We start from the raw sequence: 16236 nt of genomic DNA, 5'->3' as shown, positions 1-16236 counted from the left end.
GGAGTTCCTCGACATCTACAAGATGGATGTCATGGAGATCCCGACGAACCGTCCGATCAAGCGGATCGACGACGACGACGAGGTCTATCGCACCGCCGCCGAGAAGAACCAGGCGATCATCAAGCAGATCGAGGAATGCTACCGTCGCGGCCAGCCGATCCTGGTGGGCACGGTCTCGATCGAGAAGTCGGAACAGCTGTCCGAGCTGCTGAAGGCCCACAAGTTCGAGGTCGACGGCAAGACCCGAACCGGCATCCCGCACAACGTGCTGAACGCCCGCTACCACGAGCAGGAAGCCCTGATCGTGGCCGACGCCGGCATCCCCGGGGCGGTCACCATCGCCACCAACATGGCCGGCCGCGGCACCGACATCCAGCTGGGCGGCAACGTCGACATGCGGCTGGCCAAGTGGCGTGACGAGCAGCGCGCGCTGGGCCTGGAGCCCACGCCCGAGCAGGCCTTCGCCGAGCGCGAGAAGATCGAAGCCGAGATCAAAGACCTCAAGGAGCAGGCGCTGGCCGCCGGCGGCCTGTTCGTGCTCGGCACCGAGCGCCACGAGAGCCGCCGGATCGACAATCAGCTGCGCGGCCGGACCGGTCGCCAGGGCGATCCCGGCCACTCGAAGTTCTTCCTCTCGTGCGAGGACGACCTGCTGCGCATCTTCGCCGGCGACCGGCTGGACACGATCATGCGCACCTTCGGCGTCGAGGAAGGCGAGGCGATCACCCACAAGTGGCTGAACAGCGCCATCGCCACCGCCCAGAAGCGCGTCGAGCAGCGGAACTACGAGATCCGCAAGAACCTGCTCAAGTACGACGACGTCACCAACGACCAGCGGAAGGCCGTCTTCGAGCAGCGCCAGGAGTTCCTGGACGCCCAGGACCTGTCGGACGCCATCGTCGAGTTCCGCCGCGACACCATCTCGGACTTCGTCCAGCGCCACCTGCCGCCCAAGGCCTACGCCGAGCAGTGGGACGTGGCGGGCCTGACCGAGCACGTCCGCGACTACCTGGGCCTGGAGCTGCCGATCGCCGAGTGGGCCGCCGAGGAAGGCATCGCCAACGAGGAGATCGAGGAGCGGATCAACAAGGCCGCCGACGCCCGCGCCGCCGAGCGCGAGCAGATGGTCACGCCCGAGGAGATGCGCCGGATCGAGAAGCAATTCCTGCTCAACGTGATCGACGCCCAATGGCGCGAGCACCTGATGCACCTCGACCACCTGCGCAACGTCATCGGCCTGCGCGGCTACGGCCAGCGCGACCCGCTGAACGAGTTCAAGACCGAGGCCTTCTCGCTGTTCGAGAAGCTGCTGGTGGACCTGCGCCAGACGGTCACGCGCTGGATCATGACGGTGCAGTTCGAGTTTGAGCAGCCGCCGCAGCACACGCCCGAGATGTTCGAGGTCCACCTCGACCCGCTCACCGGCGAGAACGAGGTCGGCGGCTTCATCCCCGACAACATCTCGGCCGAACAGCGCCAGGCCCTGCCCGTCACCGCCCTGCCCGACGGCTGGGAGGAGACCGGCCGCAACCAGCCCTGCCCCTGCGGCTCGGGCAAGAAGTTCAAGCACTGCCACGGCGCCCTCGTCTGACGGGGGCTTGCCGGCCGCCACGGAAAGCCCCGACACTTCCCTGAAAGATCAGGGAGGATGGTCATGGGCGCGGCGCTGCCGAAGGCCTGCATCATCGGCGCAGGCTGCTCAGGGTTCACGACCGCCAAGCGGCTGAAGGACCTGGGCGTCCCGTTCGACTGCTTCGAGATGTCGGACGACATCGGCGGCAACTGGTACTTCAGGAACCCGAACGGGCTGTCGGCGTGCTACGAGAGCCTGCACATCGACACCTCGAAGTGGCGCCTGGCCTTCGAGGACTATCCTGTCCCGGCCGACTGGCCCGACTTCCCGCACCACGCCCAACTGCTGCAGTACTTCCGCGACTACGTCGACCACTTCGGCCTGCGGCCGCTGATCACCTTCAACACCGCGGTCACCCATGCCCAGCGCACCGCCGAGGGCCTGTGGACGGTGCGCCTGTCGACCGGCGAGACGCGGCTCTACGACGTGCTGTTCGTCTGCAACGGCCACCACTGGGACGCCCGCGTTCCCGAGTATCCCGGCCATTTCGACGGGCCGCACTTCCATGCCCACGAATACCGCGACCCCTTCGATCCGGTGGACATGCGCGGCAAGAACATCGTCGTCGTCGGCATGGGCAACTCGGCGATGGACATCGCCTCCGAGCTCTCCCAGCGCCCGATCGCCAAGACTCTGTGGGTCGCCGCCCGCCGCGGCGTCTGGGTGCTGCCGAAGTACATGGACGGCCGCCCGGCCGACAAGGCGGCCCTGCCGCCCTGGTTCCCACGCAAGCTGGGCCTGGCGCTGGCCCGCAAGAAGATCAAGAAGTCCATTGGCCGTATGGAGGACTACGGCCTGCCCAAGCCCGACCACGAGCCGCTGGAGGCGCACCCGTCGGTCTCGGGCGAGTTCCTCACCCGCGCCGGCTGCGGCGACGTGAAGTTCAAGCCGAACATCGCCGAGCTGATGGGACGTCAGGTCCGCTTCGAGGACGGCAGCGTCGAGGACGTGGACGTCATCGTCTACGCCACCGGCTACAGGATCAGCTTCCCGTTCTTCTCGGACCCCGAGCTGCTGCCGGACGCCGAGAACCGCTTCCCGCTCTTCAAGCGGATGATGAAGCCCGAGGTCCCGAACCTCTTCTTCATGGGCCTGGCTCAGCCGCTGCCGACGCTGGTGAACTTCGCCGAGCAGCAGGCGAAGCTCGCGGGCGCCTACCTGACCGGCCGGTACCGCCCGCCGCCGCCCGAGGAGATGCGGCAGGTCACGGCCAAGGACGAGGCCCTGCACCTCGGGCCCTACTACAAGTCGGCGCGTCACACGATCCAGGTGGACTTCGGCCTCTACTGCCACGACCTGAAGAAGGAGATCGCCCGCGGAGAGGCCCGCGCCAAGGCCCAGGGCTACGCCCTGCCGGTCGCGGCCCGCGCCGGCCAGGCGGCGCCCGAGAGCGCCGCGGCTGCGGCCTGAAGCGCGGCAACGGTTCGCCGCGATGATCGTTTTGCTTTGCCTCGGAGAAAGGCTGAGCCATGGCGACGTATCGGGCGTTTCGTCTCGACGACAACGGTGAGATCAAGACCGGCGTGTGGGTGACCGCGCAGAGCGACGCCCAGGCGTTGGCCCAGGCGGCGGAACTCTGCGAAGACGGCGCGCCCGTCGTCGAGGTCTGGCGCGGCGAGCGCCTGGTCGACGAGATCGAGTGCGAGGACGGCGAGGCCTAGAAGCTGGCCCAGTTGCCGTGGAAGCCGAAGGGCACGCGCCTAGGCATCTCGGCGATCGCGATCGGGCCCTTGGCCACGTCCAGCGCCTCGAACACCAAGAGATCCGAGCGGTTCTCGGCGGCCCGCCAGACGACCGCGGTGAGCCACCCGTCGCCCTCCGGCGCTTCGGCTGAGCGCGGCACGAACACCGGCTCCGAAGTCATGTCGCCGCCCGTCAGCTCATAGGCTTGGCGGCGGCCGGTCTGCAAGTCGATGTGGGCGATGGCTGTCTGCTTTACGGTCCGGGCTCCGGACGGATCGGCGGCGTACCAGCCGTGGCGGTGCTTGCGGGTCTCCACACGCGGATCCACCCTGGGGAACTCGCCGTCGAGGTCGTCCAGCGGCTGCTCTCGGATGGCGTCGCTGGCGCCGGCGATGTCGAAGGTCCAGCGGACGAGGCGCGCCGCCGACTTCTCGCCCGGCGAGCCGTCGGCGTTCGGAAACAGCGGCGCCACGTCGTAGCGCATGACGTCGGCGTAGAGCTTCCCGCCCTCCTCCCAGGCGTTCAGCGGGTGGAAGACGTAGCAGGCGTCAGTGTTGAACCAGCGGATGTCCGCCACGTCGCCGTCGCGCCGCATGACGCCGACGTAGGCGCCCTTCTCCGGCTCCCAGGCGAAGGCAGGGCGGCCGCTCATTGCCCTCTCGAGGCTGGCGGTCAGCGGCAGCACCGGGAACAGCACGTGGTTCTCGGTGACCATGAAGTCGTGGATCATGGAGGCGAACGGCGCCTGGAAGTCGTCGCGCCGCACGACCTGGCCGCTTGCGTCGGTGACGCCGTAGCTCATGCCCGCCGACAGCGGCAGCTCGCCCACGCCATAGGCGAACCAGACCATCTCGCCCGTCGCGGGATCGATCTTCGGGTGCGCCGTGACCCGTCCCCGGTACTGGCGGGCATAACCATGTGACGACAGATCCCGCGGGTCCATCTCGAACGGATGGTGCGCCTCTTCGAGCGCCAGCAGCTTCCCGGAGTGCCAGACGATGTTGGTGTTGGCCACCCCGCCTTCGTTGCCGAACGCAAGCGGATCCGTCGTCATCGGGTTGCCGAACGCGCCGAATAGCGAGCGGCCGTGCTCATGCTCGAGCTCCCACTTGGGCGTGCGCACATAGCGGTTCCGGTACGAGACCTTGCCGTCCGCGACGTAGAAGCCGTGCACCATGCCGTCGCCACCGAACCAGTGGTGGTTGGGGTCTCGCGGCTCGAACTGAGGATTGGGCCCGATGCGGAAGAGCGCCCCCCGCAGCCCGCGCGGAATCTCGCCCTTCAGGGTGAGGTCGAAATCGTCCTCCGAGCGGATGGGCGCGAAATTGCCCGCCAGGTAGGGATTGATGCGAGCGTCGCCGTCCATCGCCGTCTCCGTGGGCCAGCTGCAACTTACGTTGTAAATTTATGAGGTAAGGGCTAGGCCTTGGCAAGCGCTTTTGTTGAAGCCTGCGAGTCGCCATGCCCAGAGTCCTGACCGAAGCCGACGTGGCCGACTTCCGCGAGCGGCTGTGCACGGCCGCCGAGCGGCTGTTCGCCGAGCGTGGGCCTGACGCCGTGACCATGCGCCAGCTGGCGGCGGAACTGGGCGTCTCGCCGATGACCCCTTACCGCTACTTCCAGGACAAGAACGACATCCTGGCCGCCGTGCGCGCCAACGGCTTCAACCGCTTCGCCGAGGCGTTGGAGAAGGCCCGCGACCGGACGGCCGGCGACGCCCGGCACAAGGGCGCCGCGGTGGGGGACGCCTATGTCACCTTCGCGCTGGAGCACCCGCACACCTACAAGCTGATGTTCGACCTGAACCAGCCGGACGAAGGCGACTATCCCGAGCTGGTGGAGGCGGGCCGGCGGGCGCGTGCGACGCTGCGGGACTACGTGCAGGACCTCATCGCCGGCGGCGTGCTGGCGGGCGATCCCGAGCAGATCGGCGCCATGTTCTGGGCGGCGGCGCACGGCTGCGTCGTCCTGGAACTGGCCGGCAAGCTGCCGCCCGGCACGGCCAAGGAGCTGCACCATTCGCTCGGCCAGGCGATCAGCCGGGGCCTGCGCCCCGGCGCGGCCTAGGTTGGCGTCACGCGGGCGCCGGTCCAGCGGTCGTAGGCGGGATCGGGCCGGCCCGCCAGCAGCAGACCTAGCGCCAGCAAGGCCAAGCCGCCGACCACCGCCAGCTCTGCGATCCGCACCTCGCGCACGAAGGCGACCACGCCAGGCGCGGTGCGTCCGAGATGCGGCAGGCCCAGAACCAACAGGGCGCCGGCCAGCAGCCAGCTGTAGACGACAGCGTTGCGGGCCAAGGCGCGCGCCAGGCCCAGCCGGCCGCCGCCTTCCGCGACGACCCGCAACGCCAGGGCCGCCTTGCCTGGCGTGCCGCCCAACAGCCCCTCGCCTGCCGCCATGCAGAGGACGAAGACGAGCGGATAGGCCCAGCCGAGCGACAGCGCGCGCACGGGCTCCCCGGCGCGGTCCACCGGCTGCAGCACCGCCGCACCGACGATCGTCTCGCCCTGCTGAACCTCGAGAGTGATCGAGACGAAGCGGGCGCTTTCCAGGCCCAGGAACAGCCGGCGGCACGCCGTCGCGGAAACAACCCGGGCGCTGTGGCCTGGGATCACCGACAGCGCCGCACGGGCCACCGCCGGCGAGACGGCAGACGACGCTTCGCAGCGGTCGATCGGCTGGAACACGAACGCGCGGACCTTACCGCCCGTGGCCGTATAGAGCGCGACCGAAACGAGACTGGCCGCCAGCACGAAGAAGACCCCGTCGATGGCCGCCGCCGCCAGACGGCGCCAGACCGGCGCGCGCGCCATGTCGCTCATGTCAGCCCCCCGACCATCCGGCTCCGAGCTTGACCGCCGCCGCGTCATCCGTCGAGGCTTCTGCGACGAAGCAAGGAACCGTCATGACCAAACCCGCACCTTTCGAGGTCCGCTGGAGCGCCGCCGACGTGGAGCCGGTGCTGGCCCAGGTGCGCGCCTATCCCTGGCCGGCGGCTCCGGCCGTGGCGGATGGCTGGGGGTACGGCTGCGATGCGGAATATCTGCAGGGCCTCTGCCGATATTGGACCGAGACCTGGGACTGGCGCGCGACGGTCGCGGACCTGAACCGCTTCCCGCAGTTCACCGCTCGGGTCGAGGACTTCGACGTTCACTTCGTACACCTGGTGGCCGAGGCCGGCGGCCGTCGGCCCCTGATCCTCACCCACGGCTGGCCCGGGTCGCACTATGAGTTCTGGCAAGCGGCCGAGAAGCTGGCCTTCCCAAGCCGCCACGGCGGCCAGGCCGAGGACGCCTTCGACCTCGTGATCCCGTCGCTGCCGGGGTTCGGCTTCTCATCCAAGCCCGAGCGGCCGATCGGCCAGCGCGCGACGGCGCGGCTGTTCAATGCCTTGATGACCGAGGTGCTGGGCTACCAGAGCTATCTCGCCCAGGGCGGCGACTGGGGCGGCCTGGTGACCTCCTGGCTCGGGCGCGATCATGCGGCCCACGTCCGCGCCATCCACCTCAATATGATCGGCTTCCGGCCGGCGGGCGGTCCGCAGGACGAGGCGGAGGCCGCCTGGATCCAGCGCCAGCAGGGCATGATGGATGTGATGGGCGCCTACTTCCGCCTGCAGGCGTCGAGGCCGCAGTCCCTGGCCTGGCTGGGGGCCGGCAACCCCGTCGGGCAGGCCGCCTGGATCGCCGAACGCTTCCACGACTGGGCGGACCTTTCGGCCAGGCCCATGGACGAGGTGTTTCCGAAAGATCGGCTGCTGACCAACATCATGCTCTATGTGATGACGGGCAGCTTCACGACCGGGGCCTGGTACTACCGCGGCCTGCTCGAGGAGGGCGGCGTGGCGCTGAAGCCCGGCGAGCGCTGCGAGACGCCGACCGCCTTCGCCAACTTCCCCGGCGAGCCGCTCTACACAGCGCCGCCGCGCAGCTGGGCCGAGCGGGCCTACAACATCACACGGTGGACCGAGATGCCGAGCGGCGGCCACTTCGCCGCCATGGAGGAGCCGGACCTGTTCGTCGACGACGTCAGGGCTTGGGGTCGCACCGTCTGACGGCTAAAGCGGCGACATGAGCCATGCCCGCTACGATTTCGCTTCGGACAACACCGCCCCCGCCGCGCCCGAAGCCCTGGAGGCCCTGGTCGCCGCAAACACCGGCTTCACCTCGGGCTACGGAACCGATCCGGTCAGCGGCAAGGCCGCCGACCTGGTGCGCGAGCTCCTGGACGCCGACGCCGAAATCCGCTTCGTGGCCTCCGGCACCGCGGCCAACGCGGTCTCGCTGGCGGCGCTGGCGCGTCCCTTCGAGGCCGTCCTGGCGCACGAGCACGCCCACGTCTGCACCGACGAGACCGGGGCGCCGGGCTTCTTCGGCCAGGGCGTCGGACTGATCCGCCTGCCTGGCGCCTCGGGCAAGATCGATCCCGCGGCGCTGACCGCGCCCTTGGAGGCGCCGGACGTCTCGTATCGGCAGCCCGCCGCGGCGCTGTCGCTGACCAACGCCACGGAATACGGCACCGTCTATTCGGTGGAGCAGCTGCGGACTTTGATCCAGCCGGTGAAGGCCAAGGGCTACGGCGTCCACCTGGACGGCGCCCGGCTGGCGAACGCTGCGGCGGCGGGGTTCGACCTGAAGTCCATCAAGAACCTTGGCGTCGATCTGCTGGTCGTCGGCGGCACGAAGGCGGGCATGCCGCCGACGGAGGCCATAGCGATCTTCGATCGCGCCCTCGCCCGGCGGTTCGACGCCCGGCTGAAGCAGGCGGGCCAGCTGCCCTCCAAGGGGCGATTCTACGCAGCGCCCTTCATCGGCATGCTGGGCTCGGGCGCTTTCGTCCGCCACGCCGCCCACGCCAACGCCATGGCGCGCAAGCTGGCCGACCTGATGCCTTTCCCGGTTACACATCCGGTGGAGGCGAACGGCGTGTTCGTGGAGATGGACGATACCGCCCTCTCCCGATTGCACGCGTCCGGCTGGTTCGCCTACCGATTCTTGGACGGCTCGGTGCGGTTCATGTGCTCGTGGGCGACCACGGATGAGGCGGTGGAGGAGCTCGCAGTTACGCTCCGCAGCCTCATCTGAAGGCTTTGAAAAGGGCGAAGTTTGCCCTGAGTTACCGCGAACTGTGACATGTTTGGCGCACTTCTTGGGCAAACGCAGCCGCAGCGGGCGAACGGCATCGCTTTGTGTTCACCACCTGTTGCCGCTGTGACGCCAGCGTGACAGCTTTCGCGCCTCCCGCGGGGGCTTTGACGACGGGCGCTCACCTTGCGCGCGTAAATCAAGTTACCGGCGGCTAGGGACGGCCCTGGGGACCGTCCCGCATTTTAATCATCTTGCGGGGCCGCAGAATGAACTTCCAACGTACTCACTTGCTTCGAACGACGCTTCTGGCGTCGGCCGCCGCCGCGGCCGCGCTGACCGCGCCCACCTTCGCCGCCGCTCAGACGGCTGGCGACGTGGCCGTGGACGAGATCGTCGTCACCGGCTCGCGGATCCGCCGCGACACCTTCTCGACGCCGCAGCCGCTGTCGGTCGTCAGCGCCGAAGCCATCCGCCAGTCGGGTAACGTGGCCATCGGCGACGTGCTGCTCGAGCAGCCGAACATCAACCCGGCGACCAACCAGCAGAACTCGTCGGGCACGCTGTTCCTGGCCGGCCAGACCCGCGCCGACATCCGCGGCATCGGTCCGACCCGCACCCTGGTGCTGATGGACAACCGCCGCCTGCCGTTCTCGGACGCGTCCTCGCCGGGCGTCGACCTGAACACCATCCCGTCGCTGATGGTCGAGCGGATCGAGACGATCGCCGGCGGCGCTTCGGCCGTCTACGGCTCTGAAGCCATCTCGGGCGTCGTCAACTTCATCATGAAGAAGGAGCAGGACGGTCTCGAAGTCGACATCCAGGGCGGCATCGCCCAGGAAGGCGACGGCGAAGAGTTCCGCTTCGGCTTCAACTGGGGCGGCAAGTTCCTGGACGACCGCCTCAACGTCCTGATCGGCGGCGAGTACGCCAACCAGGACAAGATCATGCAGAAGGACCGGGACGAGCTGTATCCCGGCATCCGCCGCGACAGCCGCCTTACGCCGCAGACCATCATCCCGAACTCGCGCTCGAACACCTCGCCGTACGCGACCTTCCAGCTGACCGGCGGCGCCCTCGGCACGGCCCGCGCCGTGACGCTCGACGTGCGCAACCCCACGCAAGTGGTCCGCCTGTCCGCGGCCTGCTCGACCCCGACCGTCCAGCCGGACTGTCAGGATGAGGCGCTGTTCTACTCGACGATCTACAACACGCTGCAGGCCAAATCGAACCGCGGCATCCTGCGCACCTACGTCGATTACGCGCTGACCGAGAACATCAAGATCTTCGGTGACGTGACCTACGTGAAGGGCTCAGGCTACGGCATCTTCCAGCCGGCGTTCTCGAGCGCGGCGGGCGGCGGCACCATGCCGGTCGTCCTGCGCGGCGACAACGCGTTCCTGAACAACCCGAACGACCCCACCGCCACGGCCCTGCGCGCCGAATGGCTCGCCGCCGGCAAGACCTTCACCCAGGGCTCGACCGCTCAGGTCGGCAAGTTCTGGCAGGAGTTCGGCGGTCGCGACGTTAAGACCGAGCGCGAGCAGATCAAGCTGCTGGCCGGCTTCGAAGGCGACTTCGAGGTTCTGGGCCGGGGCGTGAACTGGGAAGTCTACGGCCAGTACTCGGAACTGGACGGCAAGACGACCTCCTACGGCGTGCCGAACGTCTCCCGCGTTCAGCAGGCGACGGACGCGGTCATGCTGAACGGCCAGATCGTCTGCCGTGACGCCAACGCCCGCGCCGCCGGCTGCGTGCCGTGGAACCTGATCAACGGCGCCTCGCGCGAAGCGGTCCTGTGGACCTCGGGCATCGCCGTCACCGACCAGCGCATCGAGCAGTCGATCGCCGGCGCCAGCCTGAGCTTCGACCTGTTCGAACTGCCGGCCGGCCCGGTCGGCTTCGCCGCCGGTCTGGAAGCGCGCGAAGAGAAGAGCGCGTTCTTCCAGGATCCGATCAGCGCGAGCGGCGCCCTGTTCTTCAACGCCATCGGCACCCGCGAGGGCCAGTTCGACGTCGTGGAAGGCTTCGCCGAAGTCCGCGTCCCGCTGCTGAAGGACGTGTTCCTGGCCGACGAACTGAGCGTCGAACTGGCCGGCCGCCGGTCGAACTACTCGACCATCGGCCTGGGCAACCAGTGGCGTGCGGTGCTGAACTGGGCTCCGATCAAGGACATCCGGTTCCGCGCCTCGGAAGCCACGGCCATCCGCGCGCCGAACATCGTGGAGCTCTACTCGCCGCAAGGCCGGAACTTCACGACCACGGCCGTCGACCCCTGCGACCGCGCGGCGTACGCCGGCGCGAGCGCGGCCCAGCGCGCCGCCCGCAACGTCACCTGCGCCGCGGCGATCCCGGGCTGGAACCCCGCGACCTTCGAATCGAACTTCGGTCCCGGCCGTTCGTCGCTGGCCCTGCTGCAGGGCGGCAACCCCGACCTGAACGAAGAACGCGCCCACACCTACCAGTACGGCGTGGTCCTCCAGCCGCGGTTCATCCCGAACCTGCAGATCTCCGTGGACTTCTTTAAGTACAACATCCGCGGCCAGGTCGGCACGATCCCGATCAACACCCTGCTGCAGGCGCTCTGCTACGACGACGCTTCGACGCCGTACGATCAGAACCAGTACTGCGCTCAGATCATCCGCGACCCGACCGGCACCGCCGGCAGCGGTCGCGTCGGTGGCGTGGTCGAGATCATCCAGACGAACCAGAACGTGGCCAGCGTGAAGGTCGAAGGCTACGACTACTCGGTGGCCTACGGCTTCCGCACCGAGGACCTGTTCCAGCGCGACTACGGCGATATCGCCCTGCGCCTGGATGCGACCTGGATGTACCAATTCCAGCTGCAAGGTCTTCCGGGCCAGGCCTACACCCAGCTCGCGAACACCATCAACAACGCGACGCCCGAGTGGAAGGCCAACTTCTCGGCCCGCTGGACCTACAACGACCTGTCGCTGACCTGGAGCACGCTGTACTTCGGCTCGATGATCGCCAACAACGCGTTCCAGCCGAACCAGCTCGACCCCTACATGACGGGCGACTACTTCCGTCATGACCTGCGGGGCTCGTACCGGGTGAACGATCAGATCACCGTCCGCGCGGGTATCATCAACCTGTTCGACGAGTATCCGCCGGAAATCTCCGACAACTCGATCTTCACGGGTACGGGGACGGGCTCGTCGCAGTACGACAACCGCGGCCGGTTCTTCTTCATCGGCGCGAACATGAACTTCTAAGACACGACAAGAGACCGCCCGGAGCTCAACGCTCCGGGCGGGATCATGGAGAGCAAAGAGCCGCCGGGGCGACCCGGCGGCTCTCTTGTTTTCGGGCGATGGAGAGCCGGTTCAGGCCGGCTGCAGCGTCCTTTGCGAGACGAAGCCTGCGAGGCGGCCCTGGATGATCTCCTCGGCCTCGCGGACCATGCGGCTGATCAGCTCGGCGCAGGTCGGGATGTCGTGGATCAGGCCCTGCACCTGGCCGGCCGACCAGATGCCGTAGTCGGGATCGCCCTGTTCATAGACGACCCGCCCGCGGGCGCCGGCTACCAGGTCCTTCACGTCCTCGAACTTGGCGCCGCCGCGCCGCTCGATCTCCACCACCTGCTGGCTGACGGCGTTCTTCGCCACCCGGGCGGTGTTGTGCAGCGTGCGGAAGATCAGGTCGGTGGCGCGCTCGTCGTTGGCGACGATCTGCTCCTTCACCTTCTGGTGGATCGGGCTTTCCACGGTGCACATGAAGCGGGTGCCCATGTTGACGCCGTCGGCGCCCAGGGCGAGCGCGGCGACCAGCCCGCGGGCGTCGCCGAACCCGCCCGACGCGATCATCGGGATCTTCACCTTGTCGGCGGCGGCCGGGATCAGGATCAGACCGCCCACGTCGTCTTCGCCGGGGTGGCCGGCGCATTCGAGGCCGTCGATGGAGATGGCGTCCACACCCATCCGTTCGGCGGACAGGGCGTGCCGGACCGCGGTGCACTTATGGATCACCTTGATCCCGTGCTCCTTGAAGTGATCGACGTGTTCCTGCGGCTTGTAGCCGGCCGTCTCAACGATCTTCACGCCGCCGTCGATGATCGCCTGGCGGTACTCCGCGTAGGGCGGCGGGCTGATCGCCGGCAGGATCGTCAGGTTCACCCCGAACGGCTTGTCGGTCAGCTTGCGGCAGCGGTCGATTTCGCGCCGCAGGTCGTCGGGCGTGGGCTGGGTGAGCGCCGTAATGAAGCCGAGGCCGCCGGCGTTGGCCACCGCCGCCACGAGCTCGGCGCGGCCCACCCACTGCATGCCGCCCTGTACAATGGGGTGCTCGACCCCGAAGGTCTCTGTGAACCGCGTCTTCAGCGCCATGGGACGAGCCCTCCAAACATCTGTTTAGAGGGACACTGAAACGGCAGACGCCACGTCAGGCAAGCCCGCGGTGGCGGACGCCTACTGCAGTCCGCTGCGCCCGATGGCGTAGAAGCGTTCGGCCCGCTTCGCCTTGAGCGTCGCGGGATCAAGGGCGAGCAGGGCCTTCAGCTCCTCCTCCACCGCATCGCCGACCGCGGTCATCGCCGCTTCCGGATCGGAGTGGGCGCCGCCGGGCGGCTCCGGGATGATCCGATCGACGATCTTCATCCGCTCCAGGTCCTGGGCGGTGATCTTCATCGCCTTGGCGGCCTCGCCCGCCGTGCGCGCGCCACGCCACAGGATCGAATTGGCGCCTTCCGGCGCGATCACTGAATAGATGGCGTGCTCCAGGATCAGCACCCGGCTGGTTGCGGCGATGGCTATGGCGCCGCCCGAGCCGCCCTCGCCGCTGATCACCGCCACGTTGGGCGTCTCCAGCATCAGGCACTTCTCGGTGGACCGGGCGATGGCTTCGGCGACGCCGCGCTCTTCTGAGGCCACGCCGGGATAGGCGCCGGCCGTGTCCACGAAGCTGAGGACCGGCAGGTTGAACCGCTCGGCGAGCTCCATCAGGCGGATCGCCTTGCGGTATCCTTCGGGCCGGGCGTAGCCGAAGTTGTGCTTCACGCGCCCCACCGTGTCGCGGCCCTTCTCGTGGCCCATGACCACCACCGGCATGCCGCGGAACCGGCCCAGGCCGCCCATGATCGCCTGGTCGTCCGCGAAGCGGCGGTCGCCGCGCAGCTCCTGGAAGTCTTCGATCAGGTGGGCGACGTAGTCGACGAAGTGCGGGCGGTCGGGATGACGCGCGACCTGGGTCTTCTGCCAGGCGTCCAGGTTGGCGTAGGCCTCCCGGCGCATGTCCTGCGCGCGGGCGCGCAGCGCCTCGATCTCGCCGTCGAGGGAGCCCGGGCCGGCGGTCTCGGAGAGGCGCGAGAGCTCCTCGATCTTCGCTTCGAGGTCGGCGATCGGACGCTCGAACTCCAGATAGTGCGCGGCCATGCGGAGGATCGTTCCTTAAGGGGTCGTCCAGAAGCGGCGGAAACTAGGCGCAAGCCGCCGCCCTCACAAGTCGGGAACCGGAGCCGTGGTTGCCGGCTTCAGCAGACATGAAGACGTTCCTGCGGGACAACAGTCTTACGCTGGTCCTGATGAGCCTGTTCCTCGTCAGCTTGGTGGGCCAGGTGTTTTCCGGCCTCGGCGTCGAGAACCAGCAGCGATCCGAGCATGGTGAGGCCCTGGTCGGCCTCGCCGAATTCCTGCGCGGTGGCCAGTTCCTTTCCACACTCTTCGAGAACTGGGAAAGCGAGTTCCTGCAGATGTGGGCGTACGTCACCCTCACCGCCTTCCTGTTCCAGCGCGGCTCGCCGGAATCCAAGGATCCAGACAAGGAGAATCCTCAGGATCGCGACCCGGCGCTGGACGCCGACAAGCCCGATGCCCCCTGGCCGGTGCGGGCGGGCGGCTTCGTCCGCGCGCTCTACGGCCAGTCGCTGGGGCTGGCGATGATGATCCTGTTCGTGATCTCGTTCTGGCTGCACCTGGCCAACAGCGCCCGGCACGCCGGCGAGGAAGCCCAGCAGCACGGCCAGGCGCCGCCCAGCGTGATGGAGCATCTCGGCAGCCCCGAGTTCTGGTTCGAGTCGTTCCAGAACTGGCAGAGCGAGTTCCTCTCGACAGCCGTTCTGGTGGTCGTCGCCATCGTGCTGCGCCAGCGCGGGTCGCCCGAGAGCAAGCCCGTTTCGGCGCCCCACAGCCAGACAGGCGCCGGATAACGCCGGTGCAACTCTAACAACAAACGACCGTTTGTAGGCCCGAGGTCGAGCCAGGCCTGCATCCGTTTCGGGGGCCGGAGGCGGACCGGCGCGTCTTCCAAGCACGCGCGGAACTGCCCTGACACCGCACCGCGCCTCGAGGAGAAAACGGAGTAAACGGCTATGAACGCCCTACTGAAGATCGGCACGGCTTCGGCGCTCGCGCTTGCGACCGCCGCCCCCGCCTATGCCCAATATTACCGCCCGACCGACGAGTACCAACGGCAGTACCAGGACTACCAGGCCCAGCGCGAACGGTACCAGGACAGCCGCGAGGACTATCGCGAGGCTCGCCGCGACTACGCCCAGGCCCGCCGTGACTATGAGCGCCGCCTGGCCGAGTGGGAGCGCGAGCGCATCCGCTATGACGCCCGCTACGGCTACGGCGCCTATGAGCGCCGCTACGCCCGCCCGGTGTGGGACGACGCCTACTGGGCCAACAACCGTGCGCCCGATGCGGGCTACTACGGCTCGAACGCCTCGACCAACATCCGCTGCAACAACAACTCGACCGTGACCGCCGGCGTGCTGGGCGCGATCGTGGGCGGCGTGCTGGGCTCGAACGTGGCGGCGCGGAACGCCCGGACCGAAGGCGCCGTGCTGGGCGCCCTGGTCGGCGGCGGCATCGGCGCCGCGGTCGGCAACGCCAACGATCGCTACAAGTGCGACAGCCGCGGCCCGTACTTCACCTACAACGACACGGTGCCGTACCGCGAAAGCCGCAGCTACCGCTATGGCTCGTACGACACGAGCTACTACACCCGGCAGCGCTGCCGCCTGGCGCCGGCTCCGGTCGACACCGTCGGCAACGAGTACCGCTATGTCCGGGTCTGTCCGGACGACACCGGCCGCTACCGGATCACCGGCTAAGCTGAGCCAAAGCTGACGTCCAAGGGCCGCCCGCGAGGGCGGCCCTTTTCACTTCTTCGCGAGCGGGTGCTTCGTGCGCACCACCTCCGCAAGGCGGTCCTGCGCCAGGTGGGTGTAGATCTGGGTGGGCGCCACGTCGGCGTGCCCCAGTAGCTTCTGCACCACGCGCAGGTCCGCGCCGCCCTCCAGGAGATGGGTGGCGAAGGCGTGGCGCAGGACGTGCGGGCTGACGCGCGCCGGATCGATGCCGGCGTCGGCGGCCGCCTCGTCCAGCAGCTGGGCGACCCGTCGCGGAGTGAGACGCCCGCCCTTGCCCCGTGAAGGAAAGAGCCAGGGGTTCGCCTTGTCGCCCTTCGGCAGGAACTCGGGGCGGACCTCCAGATAGGCTTTCACCGCCGCGCGGGCGGCGTCGTTCAGCGGGGCCAGCCGCTCCTTGCCGCCCTTGCCCTTGACGATCAGATAGGCCGGATCGCGGGCCAGCGCCGCCAGCGTGAGGCCGGTCAGCTCAGAGACCCGCAGGCCCGAGGCGTAGGCCAGCTCCACCAGGCAGGCCAGCCGCAAGCCCTGCGCCCCATCGCGCGCGCCGGCGGCTGCGATCAGCCGGTCGATCTCCTCGCGCGACAGCACCTTGGGCAGGCTGCGCCCCTGCTTGGGCGCCTCCACCCGCCGCGAGGGATCGTCGTCACGCCAGCCCTCGCCCAGCACGAAGCGGTAGAACTGGCGGACGGCCGCCCGCCGCCGCGCTGCGGTGGCCGGCGAGAGGC

14 protein-coding genes are annotated in these 16236 nt (G+C 68.5%); 9 read left to right on the top strand and 5 right to left on the bottom strand.

What is annotated here, in order from left to right:
* From RIF93_RS11455 to RIF93_RS11445, 3 genes are all read left to right on the top strand, one after another.
* A partial coding sequence (locus RIF93_RS11455; protein WP_309091428.1) for an SEC-C metal-binding domain-containing protein occupies window positions 1-1591 on the top strand: 1591 nt, incomplete at its 5' end.
* Window positions 1592-1654: 63 nt separating this feature from the next.
* Window positions 1655-3043, top strand: a complete 1389-nt coding sequence (locus RIF93_RS11450; RefSeq protein ID WP_309091426.1) for an NAD(P)-binding domain-containing protein — start codon at window positions 1655-1657, stop codon at window positions 3041-3043.
* Between the two features lie 59 nt (window positions 3044-3102).
* On the top strand, window positions 3103-3294 hold the full coding sequence (locus RIF93_RS11445; protein WP_309091424.1) for a hypothetical protein: 192 nt from the start codon (window positions 3103-3105) through the stop codon (window positions 3292-3294).
* Here RIF93_RS11445 and RIF93_RS11440 read toward each other — a convergent pair.
* On the bottom strand, window positions 3291-4682 hold the full coding sequence (locus RIF93_RS11440; RefSeq protein ID WP_309091422.1) for a carotenoid oxygenase family protein: 1392 nt from the start codon (window positions 4680-4682) through the stop codon (window positions 3291-3293). The two genes, RIF93_RS11445 and RIF93_RS11440, sit on opposite strands and share 4 nt — an antisense overlap.
* 95 nt (window positions 4683-4777) lie before the next feature.
* Between RIF93_RS11440 and RIF93_RS11435 the strand changes: the two genes are divergently transcribed.
* Window positions 4778-5383 carry a TetR/AcrR family transcriptional regulator gene (locus RIF93_RS11435; protein ID WP_309091420.1) on the top strand — a complete coding sequence of 202 codons (606 nt, stop codon included), beginning with the start codon at window positions 4778-4780 and terminating at the stop codon, window positions 5381-5383.
* On the opposite strand, the gene RIF93_RS11430 is transcribed toward RIF93_RS11435, so the two are convergent.
* Window positions 5380-6138 (bottom strand): RDD family protein, encoded by a 759-nt coding sequence (locus RIF93_RS11430; protein ID WP_309091418.1) that lies wholly within the window; start codon window positions 6136-6138, stop codon window positions 5380-5382. The two genes, RIF93_RS11435 and RIF93_RS11430, sit on opposite strands and share 4 nt — an antisense overlap.
* Window positions 6139-6221: 83 nt before the next feature.
* On the opposite strand from RIF93_RS11430, the gene RIF93_RS11425 reads away from it, so the two are divergent.
* From RIF93_RS11425 to RIF93_RS11415, 3 genes are all read left to right on the top strand, one after another.
* A complete protein-coding gene (locus RIF93_RS11425) occupies window positions 6222-7370 on the top strand; it encodes an epoxide hydrolase (protein ID WP_309091415.1) in 1149 nt (382 codons plus the stop codon).
* Window positions 7371-7386: 16 nt separating this feature from the next.
* The gene (locus RIF93_RS11420; protein ID WP_309091413.1) at window positions 7387-8400 is read left to right on the top strand and encodes a beta-eliminating lyase-related protein; all 1014 of its coding nucleotides are present in this window, start codon (window positions 7387-7389) and stop codon (window positions 8398-8400) included.
* A 290-nt stretch (window positions 8401-8690) separates the two neighbouring features.
* Window positions 8691-11636 (top strand): TonB-dependent receptor domain-containing protein, encoded by a 2946-nt coding sequence (locus RIF93_RS11415; RefSeq protein WP_309091411.1) that lies wholly within the window; start codon window positions 8691-8693, stop codon window positions 11634-11636.
* A gap of 111 nt (window positions 11637-11747) precedes the next feature.
* Here RIF93_RS11415 and RIF93_RS11410 read toward each other — a convergent pair whose 3' ends face one another.
* Together RIF93_RS11410 and RIF93_RS11405 are read right to left on the bottom strand one after the other, a co-directional pair.
* Window positions 11748-12746, bottom strand: a complete 999-nt coding sequence (locus tag RIF93_RS11410; protein WP_309091409.1) for a nitronate monooxygenase family protein — start codon at window positions 12744-12746, stop codon at window positions 11748-11750.
* A gap of 81 nt (window positions 12747-12827) precedes the next feature.
* The gene (locus RIF93_RS11405; RefSeq protein ID WP_309091407.1) at window positions 12828-13790 is read right to left on the bottom strand and encodes an acetyl-CoA carboxylase carboxyltransferase subunit alpha; all 963 of its coding nucleotides are present in this window, start codon (window positions 13788-13790) and stop codon (window positions 12828-12830) included.
* A gap of 107 nt (window positions 13791-13897) precedes the next feature.
* On the opposite strand from RIF93_RS11405, the gene RIF93_RS11400 reads away from it, so the two are divergent.
* Both RIF93_RS11400 and RIF93_RS11395 read left to right on the top strand, forming a co-directional pair.
* Window positions 13898-14563 (top strand): DUF6766 family protein, encoded by a 666-nt coding sequence (locus RIF93_RS11400; RefSeq protein WP_309091405.1) that lies wholly within the window; start codon window positions 13898-13900, stop codon window positions 14561-14563.
* Between the two features lie 162 nt (window positions 14564-14725).
* Window positions 14726-15472 carry a glycine zipper 2TM domain-containing protein gene (locus RIF93_RS11395; protein ID WP_309091403.1) on the top strand — a complete coding sequence of 249 codons (747 nt, stop codon included), beginning with the start codon at window positions 14726-14728 and terminating at the stop codon, window positions 15470-15472.
* Window positions 15473-15520: 48 nt separating this feature from the next.
* Here RIF93_RS11395 and RIF93_RS11390 read toward each other — a convergent pair.
* The coding region (locus tag RIF93_RS11390; RefSeq protein ID WP_309091401.1) for a tyrosine-type recombinase/integrase at window positions 15521-16236 on the bottom strand (716 nt) is incomplete at its 5' end.

This window comes from Phenylobacterium sp. (assembly GCF_031181185.1).
GTDB lineage: Bacteria > Pseudomonadota > Alphaproteobacteria > Caulobacterales > Caulobacteraceae > Phenylobacterium.
This window is presented reverse-complemented; position numbering and strand designations above follow the sequence as displayed.